Origin of the sequence: Paenibacillus rigui (genome assembly GCF_002234615.1) — a bacterium.
GTDB classification, from domain to species: Bacteria; Bacillota; Bacilli; order Paenibacillales; family NBRC-103111; genus Paenibacillus_S; species Paenibacillus_S rigui.
This window is the reverse complement of sequence record NZ_NMQW01000012.1, coordinates 1-20,561: the sequence shown is the minus strand read 5'-3', so window position 1 is coordinate 20,561 and position 20,561 is coordinate 1. Positions and strand designations below refer to the sequence as shown.

At 48.5% G+C, this 20,561-nt stretch carries 8 protein-coding genes and 3 pseudogenes; 10 read left to right on the top strand and 1 reads right to left on the bottom strand.

Annotated elements, in window-relative coordinates:
• Nucleotides 1–124: 124 nt before the first annotated feature.
• Nucleotides 125–8,701 carry an endo-1,4-beta-xylanase gene (locus CF651_RS07685; protein WP_094014273.1) on the bottom strand — a complete coding sequence of 2,859 codons (8,577 nt, stop codon included), beginning with the start codon at nucleotides 8,699–8,701 and terminating at the stop codon, nucleotides 125–127.
• Between the two features lie 401 nt (nucleotides 8,702–9,102).
• On the opposite strand from CF651_RS07685, the gene CF651_RS07680 reads away from it, so the two are divergent.
• The 10 genes and pseudogenes from CF651_RS07680 to CF651_RS07650 form a co-directional block, all read left to right on the top strand.
• Nucleotides 9,103–11,331, top strand: coding sequence for an AraC family transcriptional regulator (locus tag CF651_RS07680; protein ID WP_094014272.1), 2,229 nt, complete (start codon nucleotides 9,103–9,105; stop codon nucleotides 11,329–11,331).
• Nucleotides 11,332–11,554: 223 nt separating this feature from the next.
• Nucleotides 11,555–12,496, top strand: a complete 942-nt coding sequence (locus CF651_RS07675) for an ABC transporter permease (protein WP_094014271.1) — start codon at nucleotides 11,555–11,557, stop codon at nucleotides 12,494–12,496.
• Between the two features lie 15 nt (nucleotides 12,497–12,511).
• A complete protein-coding gene (locus CF651_RS07670) occupies nucleotides 12,512–13,402 on the top strand; it encodes a carbohydrate ABC transporter permease (RefSeq protein WP_094014270.1) in 891 nt (296 codons plus the stop codon).
• Between the two features lie 59 nt (nucleotides 13,403–13,461).
• The gene (locus tag CF651_RS07665) at nucleotides 13,462–15,021 is read left to right on the top strand and encodes an extracellular solute-binding protein (protein WP_094014269.1); all 1,560 of its coding nucleotides are present in this window, start codon (nucleotides 13,462–13,464) and stop codon (nucleotides 15,019–15,021) included.
• 645 nt (nucleotides 15,022–15,666) lie between these two features.
• Nucleotides 15,667–16,068: pseudogene (locus CF651_RS32795) on the top strand (hypothetical protein); the annotation flags it as partial.
• Between the two features lie 21 nt (nucleotides 16,069–16,089).
• Nucleotides 16,090–16,440 (top strand): annotated as a pseudogene (locus tag CF651_RS32790) (carbohydrate-binding protein); the annotation flags it as partial.
• A 27-nt stretch (nucleotides 16,441–16,467) separates the two neighbouring features.
• Nucleotides 16,468–17,337: pseudogene (locus CF651_RS32785) on the top strand (glycoside hydrolase); the annotation flags it as partial.
• A 189-nt stretch (nucleotides 17,338–17,526) separates the two neighbouring features.
• Nucleotides 17,527–18,186 (top strand): dockerin type I domain-containing protein, encoded by a 660-nt coding sequence (locus CF651_RS32780; RefSeq protein ID WP_342746560.1) that lies wholly within the window; start codon nucleotides 17,527–17,529, stop codon nucleotides 18,184–18,186.
• A gap of 395 nt (nucleotides 18,187–18,581) precedes the next feature.
• Nucleotides 18,582–19,574: an S-layer homology domain-containing protein gene (locus tag CF651_RS07655; RefSeq protein ID WP_094014267.1), complete on the top strand. Its 993-nt coding sequence runs from the start codon at nucleotides 18,582–18,584 to the stop codon at nucleotides 19,572–19,574.
• 111 nt (nucleotides 19,575–19,685) lie between these two features.
• Nucleotides 19,686–20,561 (top strand): family 43 glycosylhydrolase (locus CF651_RS07650; RefSeq protein WP_425436227.1); only part of this gene is annotated, 876 nt, incomplete at its 3' end.

Sequence of the window (20,561 nt, the reverse complement as noted above, 5' to 3'; positions counted from 1 at the left end):
AGGAGCTAAGCGAGAACAGGCCGCTTAGCTCCTTGGTTTCTTTAGAAAGTCATTCTAGTTCTTGTTGCTGAGGGTGTTCCAAAGTTTACTATTGGAACACCCTCTTTTGTTGCGCGTAGGATCGTTACTTTTTCAAGGCTAACACGCGTTCAATGACCGTTACAGCTTCCGCACGGGTCGTGTGATTTTGCGGCTGCAGTGTTCCGTCCGGATAGCCGTTCATTACTCCCTTCTCCATTGCAGCGGCAATGGCTGATCTAGCCCAGCTGGAAATATCCGAGCTGTCTGTGAAATTCATGCTTTCATTCGTGGAGTTCAATGCTGCGGCACGAACCACGATGGTGGCCATCTGCTCACGGGTAATGTAATCGTCGGGCCCAAAGGTCGTATCGTCATAACCCGATACCCATCCTTGCGCCTCCGCTGTGGCGATAAACGATTTGGCCCAGTGATGGGCAGTATCGGCATACACCTTGCCGTTCTGTTCGTTTAGATGGAATGCTTTTACGATGATGGCGATAAATTCCGCTCTTGTGATCTTGTTGTCCGGTTTAAAGGTACCGTCTGGGTAACCGGCAATGGCACCAGATTGAATCAGCGCTTGGATCTTGGTTTCTGCCCAATGCCCACGAATATCGGTCAGCTCTGTTGTTCCGGCCGTCGGCTTCGAACCTTCCGTTTTCTTTACCGCTATAACCGCAAAGCTGCCCAAATGGTCAATCGAACCGCTGATCGTCGCTTGACTTTCATCTACCTGCTGATTATTCAATAAAATCCACTTCTGTGCTTGCTCATTGTACCAGTAAAGACCGATTTGATTGTGCTCAGCGTCTAATTTGCTCTTATCGAACGGGAGCTTGATGGTAACTGGCATGCTTAAGGTACCTTCAGGCTGCCCGATCATTTGAAAGACATCGCTGATCAGCCGGGACGCGGTGTCCAAGGTCAAGCTCGACACATCCGTTACTTTATTGACGGTGATCTTCATGTCTTTTTTAATAGCTTCGGCGGGAATGACGATTGTAGCTCCATTGAGGCTAAACGTACCGCCTTGATTTGCAGCAACGGCTGCCGTGTTTGTTTCTGCTGCAACGCTCCCGCCGCTTCCCCCATGGCTGCGACGAGGGGGGGGATCCACGTTGTTCACCGTGTAGATGACGAACTGGGTAAAGTGTTTGGTCCAAACGATCAAGTCATTGCCGACAGAGAGCTTGGCGTCTCCTCCGGCTGGAATCTCACGCTCAGCGGCTGATTGGCTATCGGCACTGATGGTGCCTGCAATCGGAACGATCGTGCCATTTGACACAACTCCTACCGATTTGCCCGCTTGACCCGGGAAGACCAGCCTTACCGCTTTATCAAAGGTGAAAGGGACACCCGGTGATCCGACCTGAATCACTGCAAGAACGGTACCATTTGCGACCGAAACGGTGCTGCTGCTTTGAACTTTTGGCAGCTCCATAAGGCCATTCCAGCTCGACGGCGCCGTTAATTGCGTATTGGCAGGAATCGTCATGTCCACAACGCCCAGCGAAGTGTTCGAATGGACAACGATAGACGGAAGCGTTACTTTTGCTGCTGTTCCGGATAGGTCCGGTGTGAATTGAATCGCAGCATTCGTCACTTCCTTAGGCACGGTAATCTGTACCGGATCGTTACCGGGCAGCCGAAGCACAGGCGCATCGATAGTAGGTACGAGCTCAATAGCGCTGACTACCGCGATGTTCGCACTGGCGCTGAAGCCGCCATAAGTTGCGGTGATTACGGTTGACCCTGCAGATAAGCCTGTCACAATACCTTGGCCGGTGATCACTGCGACCTGCGGATTGGATGAGGCATACCTTGCAAAACCCGTCACATTAACTAAGGAATGATCCGAATACACGGCGGAGACTACTGTGTTATGGCTTTTGCCGATCAGCAGGCTGTAGCTGCCAGAATCCAGGGTAACGCCCTCCAGCACGGAAGGTTGTTCACTGCCGGCCGCACGGGTTACATTGACCGTGTACGTTTTCGTGCTGCCGTCTTGCGCGGCAACCACGATCGTGATCGTATTATTTCCAACGGCAAGCTGAATCGGGCTGCTCGGCTGGCCGCTTACGGCAGGTTTTCCGTTAATCGTCAGCGTAGAGCGGCTGTCATACACGCTTGAGGTGACGGTCAAACTTGTCACGCTGTTCGGCAAGCTTACGTTGTAGCTAAGTGTGCCCGGAGCAAAATCCACTTTGCCGCTGGACAGCGACAAGCTGGACAACTCGGCATTGCTTCCATCGGATTTACCGGTAAGGGTAAGGTTGCCAAATACCTCTGTAGATTTGGTGGCTCTGCCCAGGATATCGTTCCATGTAGCGACGCTTTGAAGCGTAGACCCGGTTGCATCGTTCACCTGCGCATCAAACCGGATCTTCGTACCGTTTTGCGGAGTGATCGTTTTGAACGGAATTTTCATTTCTACGGTATAATTCGTTCCATCTGCAATGGCCGCCGATTCAAACCCGGGGGAGGTAGCCGGCGTTGAATTGCTGAGGAACTTGAACGATTGCTCGTTTGCATAGTTTACCCGGTACTCGCCGTCATCCTCACGATAAGGCCATGCGTCCACTCTGTCCTCGTCCACATAGGCTTCAACAGAGTCCTGGTTCGCTTTATTCGTGCTCGACTTGCTGAGCTGCGTATCCTTCACTTGGAACAGGACATACAGATTTTTTTCATCCCAAAGTACCTTTGCTGTTCCTGTCGCTCCTGCCGTTGCCATGAGAAGATTGTTCATCTGAATCGAAGGGGCTTGATTCCATAGGGAATCGATCGTTCCGTCGATTGCAGGCGTGCCGTACAGAGCTGTGGCGCTTTTTGTTTCAGGCGGCGAATACAGCGGATGCTCCGCCAAATATTTATCCGGGTCGATGATTGCATAATAGGACGGCTTCGGTGCCAGAGAACCAACGAATGGCAGCGGATTTTGGCTGGCCCTCCAGCTGGTGTTGTCCGTGTATCCCCAAATGGTCACACGCGCGATCTTATCGGCATGCTTCTTATAAATTTTGAATAATTGTGCATACAGACTTGCCTGTTTATCCGCCCACTCCGCGGATAGGGAGGAGTTCATTCCGGCTAGAACATCAAGCTCGCTGATGCTCAGCTCGACGCCCAAGGAAGCATACTTTACAATCGCGGCCTCTACATTTGCCGGGCTGGTTCTCATATCGTAGTGAGATTGCAGGCCAATGCCATCAACCAGAAGCTTTCCTGGGTGGGTCAACGAATACCGGTCGTTCATTTCTTTGATCATGTCATAGATGGCGTCTCTTTTCGCAGGGAAATCATCGTTGAAATCGTTGTAATACAGCTTCATCTTCCAATCCGGATGTTCATCCATCACGGCTCGGGCCGCAAGGAAGGCCTGTTCTACAAAGTCCGGACCGACGGAATAATACCATGGCGATTTCCGCAGCGCATCCTTCCAGTTGGAAACCGCAGGCGGTCCATCCTGCATCGCTTCATTGACGACATCCCAAGAGATGACTTTATCTCCGAAATGCTCCATCACGGTTTTGATATGGGTCTTCATATTGGCAAGCGCCTCATCCCGACTCAGATAGATAGGATTTCCCGCTGCATCTTTTAATGCATTGCCGGATGCATCTACCTTTTGGTTAAACCATGCAGGCGTCTGACTGTGCCAAACGAGGACATGACCATGGATATTCATTCCCATGCTTTGCGATTTGGAAACCATGCTGTCCGCGGTAGTGAAGGTAAAGGTCCCCTTATTTTTCTGCAAAGCGTCCGGCTTCATCTCATTGCCAAAGGTCACGGTATCAAAGTGATAATTATAAAAAGCATTTTGCCCGTTGCCCGGTGTCAAATCATTCATTCCCGGTACATTTCCCATGAGGAAGTCATTCTTATACGCCTCTTTAAGAGGGACGATACTTTGCAGCCCTGTATCTTCAAAGCTGAAGTCATCGATATAGTAGGATGCAGTGGAGCTGTTAGGGCTTTCCACATATAAGGTGACATCCTCGCTCAAATAACGATAGGTTCCTTCCAGCTTCACCCAGCCTGAGGAGTCGCTTAGGGTTTGCTGTTGAAGGCTGATATAGTAAGGTGTTGCTGCATTGACGACTGCGGTAAGCTTCAATTGCGCGCTTGCAGGGCTGATCAGCTTGACCCATACGGCGGCTTTGTATTCGTGCCCGACCTTAACGGCGTTCTTCACGTTGATGGACGGTCCATCCGAATTGGCATTTCGGCCGCTGACTTTCAGCGCATAGGCCCCGCCTGCGGTATGGTTGGCTTCGTTTGTTGGATTCAGCGTTACTGTAGCGCTGCCCTTCGGAGTGAAGCCTTGTACCGTTTGATCCTCGAAGTCTTTCGCTATAGCTGCCGATCCGTCGCCCACGACGGTAAGCGAGAGAATGCTTAGGCTGGCGGCTCCTTTGAAGATGCTCAGCGCAAATTGGCCGTCTGTAAGCGAAAGGGTGCACGTAACGCCAAGCGATTTGAGTTTGGCGTCATTATTAAGTAATTGCTGGGCTTTCGTTTGCAAGGTGATGGCGTCATTGCCGGCAGCATTCGGAACCGTAATGCGATTTCCTATCAGAGCTGCGGCTTGTTCCACTGCCTGTTGGTCGGCATTCACAGTTCCGTTATCCGCCCCAGTCATCAGCAAAGTCACATTGGAGAAGGCAGCATTCAGATCGACTGTCGCGCTCTTGTTAATGGCAAACAGTTGAAGCTTGGCGCCTTGGAAGAAATCAGGGGTAAACTGCACATTCGTTCCCATCATATTCCAGGTAGAGCCGTTGGTCGTCGAATAATATCCTTGCACACCAGTTCCACTCTTCACGATGCGAATCCAATAGCTGGAACCGCTCAAGTTCGTATTGGAAGTATTGTTTGTTACATTGGCGCCAGATTTACTCGCATTATGAACCTTTGTGTTCGTAGTTACCTTTTGGGCATCAATTTCATAATTTTCCCCATTGGCCGCATTATAGATCCCGATCCCTGCTTGAGTGCCATTCGTATCGGAGGCACTGAGTGCGATATTCGTGTTGACCGTTGCTGTGATCGTCCAATTCCCCGCTAGTGAAACCGGCAATTGCAAAATATTATGGCTATTGGGGTAATCCGCATCTGCCTTCTTGGTGTTAACCGACACCGCATTTGCTGTTGTCTTGATAGAGGTATCCGCTTGATCCGGGTTGATGATCACCCAGCCTGCCGGAAGTCCATTCGCAAAGTTGATGATTTCATTCGTACTAAAGGCAATGGTATACGTCTTCACATTTTGACCTTTAATAAAACGTATCACAGCCGTCCCTTGAGCGCTGTCAGCTTGTGAAATACTGACTTGCACCTCCGGATCGCTCGAAGCTGCTGTTACTTTGGGAAGGGTCGTTCCTGTAACCGTATACGTATAATCTGACTTATTGACGTCAAAATCGGACGGTTGAATGCCGTCAACGTAAATATTGTACGTAGGGATCACATCAGGGGTTAACGAGAGCTGATCTGTATAGAGGATGTTGGCATCCTTTGCATACAAGGCTACAATTACCTTGGCCGTGCCGTCAGGTTCGTTATAAGTGAACGGCCGGTCCGGAGTCTCGTGCCAATCGGCCACCTTCACGTCAACGGGCTGGAAGGAGCTTAAGCCAATCGGTCCGCCCTCAAGGATGCGGCCCACAAATTGGCCGCCCGCGTTCCAATAAGCAGCATCTCCCGCTTCTCGGGCTGCGTAAGGTTCGGGCATCTTACGGCCATTAATAGGAGTGAGGCCGAGTTGTTTTCCATTACTGTCGTAATATACTAGGGCAGCTTCGACATCGCCCGGGTTTTCCGCCGCAATATCATAGCTTTCCGGGCGGCCCTTCATGGCAAGAAAATATCCCTTGAAGTTGTATTGTTCTCCTTTAGTCAGTTTACCGGTGACATCCTGCCAGATGCCGTCGTACTGGTTTACCGCATCCACACGGTTGGAAATTTTCGCGGAACCGGCCACCTTCGAGGTCGAGCTATTTTTCAAGTAACGGGAGAGACCCGAGTAGCTCTGGACGGTATCTGCAGTGAAGGCAGGTCCGGTTACCGATGGGTTAAACGCTCCGTTATCGTATCGGCCGGTGGACCAATTATTGGTATTGGAGGCGGTGGTGGTGTCAAAGTCGCCGTTCAGTAAAATATTGCCCGGCAGGCTTACCGTCGAATTGTTGCCGGCGGCACTCCAATCGGAATCATTGGCTCCAAACAAGAAACGGTCAACCGTGATGGAACTGCTGGGCCCATTCGTCGCAGCTACGATATAAAGATCCTTATGGCCATAAGCACTAAGGTCACCCGTAGCTACCATGTCCTGATATTTCCCGTATTGATCATTAGCCGGTACCGTGATTTTGGCGACCCGTGTACCTTTGGATAGGAGTTCAGCGGCACTGCTCACAGTAGTGCCTACCGGCAGGACATAAGCATGCAGGGTGCCGCCCTTTGCTGACTTGGCTTGTGCGGTTAAATATAATAGGTGTCTACGGACAACACCACCGTTAGCGGAACCATCCGCAAAGTTCACGTTTTTGTAAGCAAGATAGCTGCTATCGGCCAGCGTGACAGCCTCGTTGGTACGGCCGGCATTGCCTGCGGTGTCGCCAGGCACGCCGTTGTCATTGCCTTCCGCCTCCAGAGAGGAGAATATATCGCGCTCTCCGTCTAGACCGTTGTAAGTCGCATAGGTACCTTGAGACGGTACAACGGTGACGATACTGGCTGAAGGGACGTCGATCACGAACTTGCCGTTATTTACAGGAATCGTGCCGAGCTTCTTCTGATTCTCACTGCCTGAGGTGCGGAAAACGGTTACACTTTTGGTGTCTGTCGGGAAGTCTTTCAGGGTGAATTCTAAGGGCTGAATGCTGTCATCATTTTTGGCGTTGGAGAGGGTAATCGAGAAATCATTGGTGTTCGGGTTTTTGAAGCCGACGATATTGATATCGTCCGCTGGCACACGCGTTACATCGAAGCGCACGTCGCCCGGCTTCATAAAGCGGGAGAAGTGGCCAAACCCGTAAAAGCGCTTGAACGCGCGGTACTCGCCCGTCAGCGTACTGATGTGTCCGGCTCGCTGTTGGGAGTTGGTGCTGGCAAGGCGGATCAGGTCGGAGCCGTCTGCACCGTTGCTATCCCACATACTCCACCAGACGAAGCCGTTAAAGCCTGGGTTGCTGGTGAACATATTGGTCATCAGATTGGACCAGCGCACGGCATCATTGATGTTCTGGTTGCCATACCGCTGAGTATACGCACCGGCTGACCCGTCGTTCGTATCCTGATTCATAAACTCCGCCTGCCAGAGCTTATACCGGGTCAAATAGTCCGGATACTTGGACCCGTCCTTCGTATAATCCAATGGGCTTTGGGAAAAGTCACCCGTATGGTACAGCTTAGTCTCATCCGTGCCAATGCCGACCGTGCCGTACAAGTGGGTAGTAAACACGTCGAGGTACGGATTTTTGTTCAATGCATTGCCTTCATCGGTTTCGGAAAATACCGCACCGCCTCTGCTTAAGGAGGCGCCGAGATTGGTACCGTCCACGGCAGCGAGCTGAGGTACGAAGTTAATCGCTTGCCCGTCAGGATTTTTGATCTCGTAGAGCGCGCCGCCCGGCTGCATTGACTTTTTCAATGTCGGACCGATATAGCCGTCGATAAGCTCTTGGACATAAGCAGCGCTTCCGCCTGCAAGGTCAACCTCATTAAAAGGGTTGATATGGGTAATCGGAATCCCCCACTGCTCCCACATGCCCCGGATATAATTGACGAGATAATCGGCATAAGCCTGATAATAGATTTTAACTGGCTTTCCATCTATCGTCGCTGTGTCGCCACGGATAATTTTGCTAGGCGTATTGGTTGACGAATTGCTCATCCAGTAAGGCACCGTCCAGGTGCAGGCGTAAAATTGCTTGACGCCATACTGCATAGCTTGACGCATGGTCCACACCTGGTCAAAATCGAAGAGCTCTTTTCTTGTACGGGGAGAGCCTTTGATCACAACCGGATCGCTGCCGGGGGAACTGAGGAGGTTGGTAGGGCCTCCATCGTCATTGGCAATCGGCCGGTTCCAAGACGGATAATCCCAGACGAAGCCCTCTACGGGCACCAGCGTACCCGGGTCATGCTCCGGCTCGTTAGGCCAGATACTATCGGTATTGCCATCGTAATAGCGGTCATTTCCTTCAATCTTATAGCCGTACAAACCGGCGGTTCCTCTCGTAGGAATGGGATTTCCCTGAATGTCATAGCCCGGTTTGTTCACATCTGCAAGCAAGCCTGTAACCGGGTTGAAGCCGGGGCTGGCCGCCGTTGCGTTAGCTGCGGAAAGACCGCCGTTATCGCCGATGATGACTCGGACAATATCGTGGCCGGTGCCGTCTTTTTCGCTAAACGTCAAGTTAAGCAGATGTCTTACGGTGTCCTGATGGCCTGCGGCAGCGAGCTGCATCATATGTACGGAATCGGTGTAAGCATAGGCTGCGCCTACACCGTCCATCGTCTGGTACGTCGAGTACCAGTTGGCGGTTACCGGGGCGGCAGGGATGCCGGCAGCCTGAACCAGGGGAGAAAACGACACGGGCGTCATCATGGAAAGCAGCATCGTGCTGACCATCTTAACAGCCAGTGCCTTTCGCCAGATCCTTTTACTCATTTTACGTGTTCCTCCTTCGCTTTTTCATTCAGATGAGTTCTCGGCCTTGTTCTTATCGAGTTAAGTCTCCTTCCTTCTAAAATTCGCCAACTGCCATGCATGGTTAGACTGGTCTCACAGCTCATACTGTACCATCCGAATGGAAATATTGAACATATACAATAATTCGAGACTTAACTTCCTTCTTTTTATGGAGGGAGTGAAGGAGGCTTACCATTTTTTGAGAGCTAACATCTTTCCAAGTAAAGGGGAAAATCGGCCGAGGGCTGCAGACTTGGTATTTGATTAAGAGCCCGGTTCGGTCACTCTCTACAGGCTCTGATTCCCTTTTCTTTTTTTATGAAACCGTATCCAGTTTGAGGGAAAAATGATAATATTATGGAATAGGAGGTTGGACTGTAATGAGAATGAGCTGGTATTATCGGATGATGTTATCCTATACACCAATTTTTTTCGTTGTCATCTCTTCCGTCATTTTTGTCTTCTTCACCACGTTGAACCATGCTTCGGAGAACCGGTACATCGAGACGAATAAGGCAATTGTCGAGCAAATGATGCAGAATACGGAAGCTAACCTGAAACTTATCGAGCGGAATGCGGTCAGCGCTTTGATTACTGATCGAGTGATTATGGATTTTTTCTCTGAAAAGAACATGGCCATTTATGATTATTTCGTCATCCAGCAGCGCTTAATTGAATTGAAATCCTCCTTTCCTTATACCAGCACCGTTTATCTCTACGATGAAGCGAACAAGCGTATTCTTACGGATTCCAGCGTCTACGAGGTAGACGATTTTGCCGACCTGACTTTTCTGATGGATCCTCATCATGGAACAGCTCCGTCCGGTTGGACTAAACCGAGAGATTATATGCTATCGACAATCGACCGTAACAAACAAAAGGTCGTATCCATCGCGAAGAATTACTCTTATTCATCCCATCAACAAGGGACCATTGTAATCAATATCTACGTTAGCTCACTCATGGAATTTATAAATAAATACAATCAGGAGAATCGCGGAACGGTTCATATTCTGGATAACGATGGGCAGCAGTTCCAGACGCCGGCATCGGATCGGTCGGCACTATCCCGTTTAAGGGCCGTTTCGGAATATACGGGTTGGACCTATTACGCAGACAGTGTCAATGCTGCAGGGTATTCAGCGTTATCCTTATTATCCAATGTTTGGATCATCGCTGTCCTGGTCATCATTGTATTGGCTCTGATCTGGTTTACTTTCATCACGCATATCCATTATAAACCGATTCAAAATCTGGTCGAAAAAATCAACACGGTTACGGTAAGAAAAAGCGGCAGCTGGAGCAGCAGGACACAGCTCAATGAATTCAAGATCGTCGAATCCGCCATTGACGATCTGCTGAAGAAAGCAGTCGATTACAATACTCTGCAGGAGGCGGAGGCGCTGCACCGCAAGCGCATCTTACTTCAAGAGGTGCTTGTCGGTCACCGGTTGATGGGGAATGCAGAATGGAGAGAACAAGCCCTGAAGCTGGGATTGCCTGCTGACTACGAGAGGCTCTGTGTCATTACCGTTGAGCTGGATCAATACAATACATTTACTCATGCCTATAAGCCGAGCGACCAGCATCTTCTGAAATATATTCTGGAGAGTGCATTTCGGGAGCTGGCAAATGAACGAGGCATACCGCAGTGCTCTGTATGGACAGAGCTGCAGCAGGTGACATTTGTGCTGTTTCTCATGGAATCGCACCATCCTTATTCCGAGACATTATTTCGAATGTGCGATGAGTATCGGGGGTGGATTCATGCCAACACTCAATTAACGGTATCTATTGGGATTGGTTCGGTTTCGGGCGGAATGGAAACCATCGCACAGTCGTATCGCCTTGCAGGCACTAACGTATCCTACAAGGCCGTTTTTGGGACCAACTCTGTTATCGACAACCGAGTTGCAGAGTCTAAGCCGGATAATGACTCCTATGTTCTATTCGGCACGATGCCGGAAATGGTGTATCTTTTTCGCAAAGGGGACAGGCAGTGGCGAAATAAGCTGTCTCAAATCATAGGTGAGCTAAAGAACCGAAGATTAGGCAGAGCGGAAGTAGCATCCTTCGCTACTAGTCTTGCCCAGCATATAGAGAAGGAAATGACCTCCATGTCATCTGAATTAGCAAAAACATGGCAAGAACACTATCGGGACCGGTTCGACGTGATTGCACAGACAACGGAAACACTTGGTGACCTGCATCGGGAATTGGAAGCCGTTATGAGCGATTTGGCGATGGATGTTGAGAAGGAGCGGGAGATGACTAGCAGCAATTCCATAGCCATGCGTATGAAGGCATATATTGATAAAAACTATGCAGACCCTGGGATGTCACTCGTGGGGGTCAGCGAAGCCTTCGACATGCCTTCCAGTAACGCCAGTACTCTCTTTAAGAAAGAAACCGGAGAAAAGTTTATTGATTATGTGTTGAAGGTTCGCCTTGAGCATGCGCGTGACATGCTTGTTGAAACCGACGACCCGATTCAGTCCATCGCAGAAAAAGTCGGGTATACCCATGTTCTTTCCTTTCACCGAGCCTTCAAGAAAGCGTTCGGGTTCCCGCCTGGCGAGTACCGGGCCATATATCGGGTGCAACGCTAACCATATCGAGTCTGCTGTTCATCAGCAGATTTTTTCTTTGCCCGGAAAAGATGTTAGGCTTCAAAGAATGGTAAAGTACCTGGCAGCCCCTCCCAAAAGGAAGGAAGTTAAGTCTTGAATTATTGTATATGTTCAATCTTTCCATTCGGATGCTACAGTAAGACCAGTGAGACCAGCCTAACCATGCATGGGGGATTGGAAACTTCTGAAAGAGGGGAGACTTATGGAGATAATAACAAAGCCGAGAACGCGGGAAGCATCACGATGGAAGTTGAAGGCCCTAGTTCACAACTGGCAGCTTTACATTCTGCTTTTGCTCCCAATGACGTACTTTCTTACATTTAAGTATGTCCCTATGCTCGGCGTTATCATTGCGTTTAAGGACTATAATATCTTTAAGGGGGTGTTGGGGAGTCCTTGGGTCGGATTGGGCACCTTCAGGGAAATATTTCAGATGCAGGGTTTCTATCAAGCATTGCGGAATACCTTCATGCTAAACCTGCTGGATCTGATCGTCAGTTTTCCGATCCCTATTATCTTGGCCATACTCCTGAACGAATTGCGGGTTCAATGGTTTAAGAAAGGGGCACAGATGATTCTGTACTTGCCGCACTTCATCTCGTGGGTTATTATAGGCGGCATTGCCATCCAACTGCTGGCGACGAATTCCGGTATCGTGAATGGGGTATTAAAAACAATGAATATCGAAGCCATCCCATTCTTGACGAAGCCCGTGTATTGGGTCTTCACCTATTTGGGGATCGGTATTTGGCAAAGCGCGGGTTGGGGAACCATCATCTACTTGGCCGCCCTGACAGGCATTAACAAGGAACTGTACGAAGCTGCGGAGGTTGACGGTGCCAATCGTGCTCGTAAAATTTGGCACATTACACTGCCAGGCATCAAGCCGACCATCATTATCTTGCTCATTATCAACATCGGCCATATGGCAAGCATTGGATTTGACCGGCCGTTCGTGCTAAGCAATCCGCTCGTGACGGATGTCTCTGAAGTGATAAGCACCTACGTGTATAAGATCGGCATCCAGTCGGCCCGTTACACGATCGCTACGGCCATCGGGTTGTTCCAGGCCGTCGTTGGTTTGGTCTTCCTGTTATCTGCGGATTATATATCCCGAAAGGTCAACGACCAGGGCATTTGGTGAGGAGGATAAAGCTTCATGACTAGTGAAGGTAACGCAACAAAATGTATAGATGGCCGAACCAAGCTATTGGACGGGATCATTATTGCAATCATTACAATCGCCGGTGTGCTCTGTTTGGTGCCGATGCTGCACATCTTTGCCTTATCATTGAGCGGAAATAGTGCCATTATGGCCGGTAAGGTAACGATTTTTCCGATAGAGCTTGATCTGAGAGCCTATAAGTCCGTGTTTGGCAACGCGCAGATGATCCGTTCCCTTATGTTCACGGTTCTTCTAGTGGTACTATTTACGGTGATTTCCATGACAATGACCATCATGGCTGCTTATCCGCTGACCAAAAAAAACCTTAAGGGACGGGATGGCTTCCTGTTTCTGATTGTTGTAACGATGTTCTTTAGCGGTGGCATGATTCCGGAGTATTTGCTCATCAAAAGCTTGAATCTGCTGGATTCCATTTGGGCACTTATTTTACCTGGAGCCATCAATGCTTTTTATTTGCTGATCATCAAAGCCTTCTTCTCTTCGATACCTGAGGAGCTCGAGGAATCCGCACGAATGGATGGCGCGAGCCAATTCCGTATTTTGTTCAGTGTCATCCTGCCGCTATCGCTGCCTGTTCTGGCAACGCTCAGCCTGTTTTATGCAGTGGGGCGATGGAACGGCTTTATGGACGCGCTCCTCTACATCACGAACTCGAACCTTTATCCGCTGCAGCTGCGTCTGTACGAAATGGTCATGAACAGCAAAGTAAACGACATGACAGAGGGACTCGGGGTTACTCCTCCGGTGCCTGAGAGTCTTAAGGCAGCATCCATCATGTTTGCTACGATTCCAATTCTGCTAGTGTACCCTTGGTTACAACGTTATTTTGTTTCGGGTATGATGGTCGGTGCCGTGAAGGGATGAGCACTTCTTCGAGCTTTTCAAACGAATAATCTATTTATTTTACTAAGGGAGTGGGTCAAATGAAAATGATGTCAAGTGGATGGTCAAAAAGCCTTCTGGCGGTTGTTTCCACGACAACCCTTTTGGCAGGCTGCGGGGACAACAATACAGGGAATGTCACAGAGAAAAAGGAAGCGCTAACTACGCTGCGAATCGAGCTGTTCGACAGGAATAACACCCCGACAGGCGCGCCCCCCATTACAAACAATTTCATGACGAAGTACATTCAGGACAATTTCGGTGCCCCGAATAACATCAAGGTTGAGTTTGAGACGGTTCCACGAACCCAGGAAGTCGAGAAGCTGAATGTACTGATGGCAGCCAACCAGGCACCTGATCTCGTATACAGCTACGATACCCCGACCGTACAGAAATATGTGAAGGATGGGGGATTGACGGATCTCGGGCCGATGATTGAGAAATATGGTCAAAACCTGAAAAAGGTGTTGGGTAATGACGTACTCAGCTATGGTGTATTTGAGGGCAAGCAGTATACGATCCCTGCCCGACGGATGCTGCTCCCGCAGAGCACGACATTAATTCGACAAGATTGGCTGGATGAACTGGGCCTTCCGGTTCCTAAGACAACGGAGGAGTTCTACAATACGCTAAAAGCGTTTAAAGAGAAGAAACCTGGAAAATCCGGCGATAAAGTCGTTCCATACAGCAATATTGATCCGTTTCATATGAAGCCGCTTCAGTATTCGTTCTTAGAGTGGAACAAAATACCGGCTTCCGATTTTTACTCTATGCCGGAATGGCTGCTGCCCGGAAACAAAGAAGCGCATCGTTTTCTGAACAAGCTGTACAATGAAGGACTCATTGATAAGGATTTTCCATTAACGATGAATAAGGATTTTCAGAAGTTTCAGAAGGATCTAATAAGCGGCATGGTCGGTGCAGGTACGGCCAACACGAACGAACCGATTTACCAGGGGTATCTGGCGGAAGTGTATAAGGCGGATCCGAAGGCCAAGCTAATTCCGATTGATCCGTTCACTAGTCCGGATGGCAAGCATCCGAAAGCTGTGTATCCGCCGAACGGCCTCTATATGTTTGTGCCCAAATCAAGCAAAAATGCAGAGGCCGTTGTGAAATACTTGGACTGGATGGCACAGCCGAAAAATATCCTTGCGCTTCAAAACGGAACCGAAGGAAAAACCTATGAAATGAAGGACGGGGTTCCGCAAACGCTGGACAACGAAGAAGCGAAGCAGACGCTTTATAACTATCCGGATTACAGTATTATTCTTAACGGCAAGTTTGTAAGTGCTACGGACGAAAATCTGAATATCGCAGCGAATGCATCCGATCCCAAATTTAAGGATTTTACCATTTCAAGCATCAAGCTAGGCGGTACGGACGGGGTTATCAAGCCGAATGTCAACACACCGATCCAATCAGAAATCAAGTATGCTGCTACGCTTAAAGCGAAAAACGACGAAATCTTCGTCAAAGTCATTACAGCTAAGCCTGCTGACTTCGACAAGGTTTACGATAACGAAGTGAAGGATTACATGAAAATCGGCGGACAAGAGGTTATGGACGAGAAGCGTAAGGCATTTGAAGCGAATAAGTAGTAATCTTCAGATAAGAAGCTGCAAATAGAAAGCTGCAAATAGAAAGCTGCAAATAGAAAGCCAACTCAAGCCCGGCCCTCCGACATGTTCGTGGGGACGGGTTTGTTCGTACCTTGAATAACGCGTGCCATCTGGAGAGATGGCTAAGCCGTTTAGCCTTGCTCGGCTAGACTAATCCCATAAAAACGAACTTTTTAAAGAAGAAATTACATCGTGATTTTCATGTAGCTTGGTTATAATAAAAGATATCCAAAGCAGGGGGGGCAGGATGCTTCTTTGTAAAAAAACGAATGACCTCGATGTTCCAGTCTTCATCGGCAACACAATGTTCAATAACGGCAGGCCCCAACTTCTTTAGCATCTCCCCGAAGCTATTTAAGCCTTGCCTTACTTCCCACTTCACCCGTAAAAAAATGGAAAATTAGTCCATATGCAACCTGGACCAGGTTCAAGCCTCCAACTCATGATGTAGCAGAGTCATTAATGGGGGGCGTGGCGTAACATTGAATCGATTTGGGTCTCAAATGTTATCATCTGCAAAAATTAAAGCGTTATCATACTTAAAATGTTAGCGACAGTTGTCTGACTGAAGGAAGCTGTAGTCAAAGAAACAGGTTATGAAATTTAACTCAGGGGCTGAAAATAATGATTTCACGTGTGAAAAAATCATTTTGTGTATTTTTGGCATGTGTAACCGTGCTTCCGCTATTTCTCATGCCGGCATCTACTGAAGTCTCTGCTGCTTCGGCAAATGATGTCATTGTTAATTTATCGGCGGAAAAGCAGGTGATTCGAGGTTTTGGAGGCATGAACCACTCCGTTTGGATTGGAGATTTGACACCGGCTCAAAGAGAAACCGCTTTTGGTAACGGAGAAAATCAGCTGGGCTTTTCTGTCTTAAGAATTCCGATAGACGAGAACAAAAATAATTGGCAGAGAGAAGTGGATACAGCAAAAAAAGCGATAGAACACGGAGCCATTGTGTTCGCATCACCTTGGAACCCTCCAAGCGAGATGGTCGAGACCTTCAATCTTGGCGGAAGCTCAGGCAACGGGACGGTTTATGAAGTGGAGACGGGGACAACCTTGACCGGGTTCGCAGTGGAAAAGACCTATTCGGGTTATAGCGGTACCGGATATGCCGATGCTCAGGCTTCATCAGATGCGTCCGTTCAATGGAATAACATTAGTATCGGCAGTACAGGAACGAAGAATGTGAAAATTCGGTATGCGCTGCAAACGGGGACATCGGTTTTGGATGTCTATGTTAATGGCACAAAGGCCATCAGTCAAGTGGCCATTGCAGCAACGGGCAGTTGGTCGACCTGGGGCGACATATCGGTTCAGGTACCGATGCAGAACGGGATCAGCACCTTAAAGCTGGTAACTTCCGGTGCTGATGGAGCGAATATCGATAATATCACCGTTTCCCCCTACGTGGTGGGTACGACGGCAAAACGATTGAAGCACGACATGTATCAACAGTATGCGCAGTATCTGAATGAATTCGATTCCTACATGAAGAAGAACGGTGTAGAGCTGTATGCTATTTCTGTTCAAAATGAGCCTGATTATGCCTATGATTGGACTTGGTGGAGTCCGGAAGAAATACTTCGTTTTATGAAAGAAAATGCGGGGGCTATCAATAACAGAGTTATCGCACCGGAATCATTTTCTTACGTAAAGCAAATGTCAGACTCTATTCTGAACGATCCGGAAGCTCTTGCAAATATGGATATTCTAGGTGCCCACACCTACGGTACGAAGTATAGTGATTTCCCCTACCCGCTGTTCGAACAAAAGGGAGCGGGAAAGGAGCTGTGGATGACGGAAGTATACTATCCGAATAGCGAAACGAACTCGGCGGATCGCTGGCCTGAGGCATTGGGTGTTGCGGAGCATATGTATAACGCCATGGTAGAAGGGAATTTTCAAGCTTATGTATGGTGGTACATCCGCAGGCATTACGGTCCAATGAAAGAGGACGGTACGATCAGCAAGCGCGGATACAGCATGGCTCATTACTCGAAATTTATTCGGCCTGGCTATGTAAGGGTTGAAGCGACCAAAAATCCCGAACCGCAAATTTATACTTCTGCCTATAAAGGTGACCATAAGGTGGTTATTGTGGCAGTTAACAAAGGCAATTCAGCAGTAAATCAAAACTTTGTTCTACAGAACGGTTCCGCAACACAAGTATCTTCGTGGGTAACAGATAGCAGCAGGAATCTTGCTGCCGGAGCGCCCCTCTATATATCTAATCATTCCTTTGCTGCCGAGCTTCCTGCCCAAAGCGTGACAACCTTCGTAGCTGAGAATGTTGACAGCAATATCCCGGAAGCTGCGCTTTCGGCGGACAGCAGTGTGAAGCCGGGCAGCAGCTTTACCGTCGGCGTAAGCCTGGATCATTTGACACAAAGTGTTTACGCCGAGGACATCACCTTGGCCTATGATGCCAATGTGTTTGACTATGTGAGTACGGCAGGGGCCAACAGCAACATCCGGATGGTGACGGAGGACAAAACGACTGCCGGAAAAGTGAGACTGATTACCGCCAATATCGGAGGGGTATCTGGAGCCAGCACGCCGGTGTTGAATTTAACCTTCAAGGTCAAGGCAGGTGTTCAGAATACGACCGGAACGATTGCAGCGACCCAGGCCAAGCTGGGTGTGGGTCCTGAAGGAACCGTGCTTCAGGCTGCGCTTGGCAGGAAGAGCATTACCGTAGGCAATATTGAAGTGGTTGTAGATAAGACAGCTTTGTCAACAGCTATTGCTAATGCACAGAGCCTGTATGATGCTGCTGCCATTGGTACATTGCCGGGTCAATACCCGCAGGCAGCCAAAGATGTATTCGGGGTTGCCATCAATGCAGCCAAAGCTGTAAAAGATAACCAGAGCGCGACACAGTCCCAGGTTGACAGTGCCACAGCAGCACTGGCCGGCGCAATCGATACTTTCAAGGCAGCCCTGATTAAGGAAGTGTCTGCCGACCTCAACAAAGACGGAAGCATCGATGTCGGTGACCTAGCGATGGTTGCTTACTATTACGGTAAGGATTCCACCGGCACGGACTGGGTAGCGGCCAAGACGGCTGATATGAACAGCGATAACAGGATCGATATTACGGATCTTGCGTATGTTGCATCCAAGATAGTCGAATAAGTTGATCCGCCGTACGTTGTGGCTATATTAGTTGTGTGAAGCACTGATATTGTAGTTATGCCCTATCCCGAGAAAACCACAGTTGGATAGGGCATACTAGATAAGAAGTGGCCTTCATCTTGCGGATAACAAAATACTCGTCTTAAAAAAATCAACTTTTCAAAGAAGAAATTACATCGTAATTTACTAGTTACGTAGTTATAATAAAGGAAATTACTGTAAAGTTAGAAGCCTGAAGTAAATAATAAGAAGGAGGGCAGAGGCGTAACATTGTAAATTTTGAATTTCCATATACTAACATCCACTAAAATTAAAACGCTTTCATTGATGGATTTGAAAAATCATAGTTAGGAGAGGTGACTCCTCCCTTTATTCCTACGATAAGGAGACTAAACATGAAAAAAGGCAAATTCACTCTTGTCATGTATTTAATTGTAGTCATGATAGTTGCTTCTATACCCGGCGCAGGATATGCAGAAGGGGACCCGGCCTTCACGCTGAGTAAAAGTGCAGAGCAAGTAATGCCTGATCAAGCATTGGAAGTTACGGTGAATGGAAACAACTTGAAAGGCCTCTATGCTTATGAAATTTTGATTACGTTTGATCCTGATGTTGTAGAACTGGATAAGGCGGAATCCAAGCTGGATGGTTTTTTTCTCCCTCCAAAGGTAGATAACGGGAAAATGACATTAGCCTTCACCAAAATAGGAAAGAAAGCTGGAGAACAAGGAAATACTGCCCTGAGTACCATTGCCTTCAAAGGGAAGGCACAGGGGAATCCCAACATTAAGCTGGTATCCGTAAAGGCACTGGACCCGAATCTGGCAGCAACTGAATACAGCTACAGAAATACCTTCGACGATCTGGCAGGTTTCGAATGGGCAAAGCTAGAGATAGAAACGCTTGCATCTGCGGGAATCATCAAGGGAACGTCGGATACTACCTTTAGCCCGGGTAACAACATCACCAGAGCGGACTTTACTATTTTACTGGTGAGGGCATTAAATCTGAATGCAGAAGCAGACGGTAATTTCGATGATGTAGATCCATCCGACTATTTCTTCAAAGAGGTCGGGATCGCCAATAAACTTGGAATCGCTCAAGGAACGGGTGACAACCAGTTTGGGCCGAGGATAAGCATATCTAGGCAGGATATGATGGTAGTGGCTGCACGAGCAATGAAAATTGCCGGAAGGATGCTGGATGAACCCGTCTCGGACCTGAGCCGCTTCAGTGACTCCAGCGAGGTAGCAGACTATGCGGTAAACCCGTTGGCTCAACTAGTCAAGAAAGGAATCATCCAGGGCAACAATGACATGATTAAGCCAAATGATACGGCAACAAGAGCGGAAGCAGCCGTGATCATATATAGGCTATTGAAGAAGTAGACCAAGCTTTAGGCTTCTAAGGACATGGAGGGGAGGTGTTGCCTTCGGAGTCACTTGAACCCATTAATCAATGAATAATTTTATCAATGTATGAGAGGTGGAAACGGTTCAATGAAGATGTGGAAAAACAAATTAATGGTGATGACAACGGCTCTGACTCTGGCAATCACCTCAATCCCAGTTATGGAAAGGGTAGAGGCGGCAGCAGCTCCGGTTACACCGGCACTGGCTAAAACGCCTGGCAACGCGAACCCGTTATTTACGCAAAAGTTCGGCGCTGACCCTTATGCCATGGTTTATAACGGCAGGGTGTACGTTTACATGACGAATGATGTATTTGAATACAATGCAGACGGGACAATTAAGGATAACGGATATGGTTTAATCAATAAGATTACGGTTGTTTCGTCTGACGACATGGTGAACTGGACGGATCACGGAGAAATACCGGTGGCCGGGCCGCAAGGTGCGGCCAAATGGGCAAAAAACTCTTGGGCTCCGTCAGCTGCACATAAAACGATAGACGGTAAGGAGAAATTTTTTCTTTATTTTGCGGATAGCGCAAACGGCATTGGCGTGCTTACAGCGGATAGTCCAATTGGGCCATTTACAGATCCAATTGGAAAGGCTTTAGTTAGTAGAAGTGGTACCCCAGGGGCCAGCGATGTGACATGGCTGTTTGACCCTGCGGTGCTGGTTGATGATGATGGAAGTGGTTATATCTATTTCGGTGGCGGTGTTCCGACGGGGAAGGAGGCTGACCCGGGAACAGCACGTGTTGCGAAGCTTGGGGCGGATATGATCAGTTTGGATCTGGCTGCTAGTGGCGGAGCTGTGAAACCGATCAATCCGCCATGGTTGTTTGAGGATTCGGGAATTCACAAATACAACGGGAAATACTATTATTCCTATTGTACTAATTTCTCTGGTACGCATCCGGCGAATATACCTACAGGAACGATTGCCTATATGGTGAGCGACAACCCA

Excerpts from the sequence above, each read along its gene's own strand:
- CF651_RS07685 (WP_094014273.1), bottom strand. The coding sequence starts at position 8,701 with ATGAGTAAAAGGATCTGGCGAAAGGCACTGGCTGTTAAGATGGTCAGC.
- CF651_RS07680 (WP_094014272.1), top strand. The coding sequence starts at position 9,103 with ATGAGAATGAGCTGGTATTATCGGATGATGTTATCCTATACACCAATT.
- CF651_RS07675 (WP_094014271.1), top strand. The coding sequence starts at position 11,555 with ATGGAGATAATAACAAAGCCGAGAACGCGGGAAGCATCACGATGGAAG.
- CF651_RS07670 (WP_094014270.1), top strand. The coding sequence starts at position 12,512 with ATGACTAGTGAAGGTAACGCAACAAAATGTATAGATGGCCGAACCAAG.
- CF651_RS07665 (WP_094014269.1), top strand. The coding sequence starts at position 13,462 with ATGAAAATGATGTCAAGTGGATGGTCAAAAAGCCTTCTGGCGGTTGTT.
- CF651_RS32780 (WP_342746560.1), top strand. The coding sequence starts at position 17,527 with ATGGTGACGGAGGACAAAACGACTGCCGGAAAAGTGAGACTGATTACC.
- CF651_RS07655 (WP_094014267.1), top strand. The coding sequence starts at position 18,582 with ATGAAAAAAGGCAAATTCACTCTTGTCATGTATTTAATTGTAGTCATG.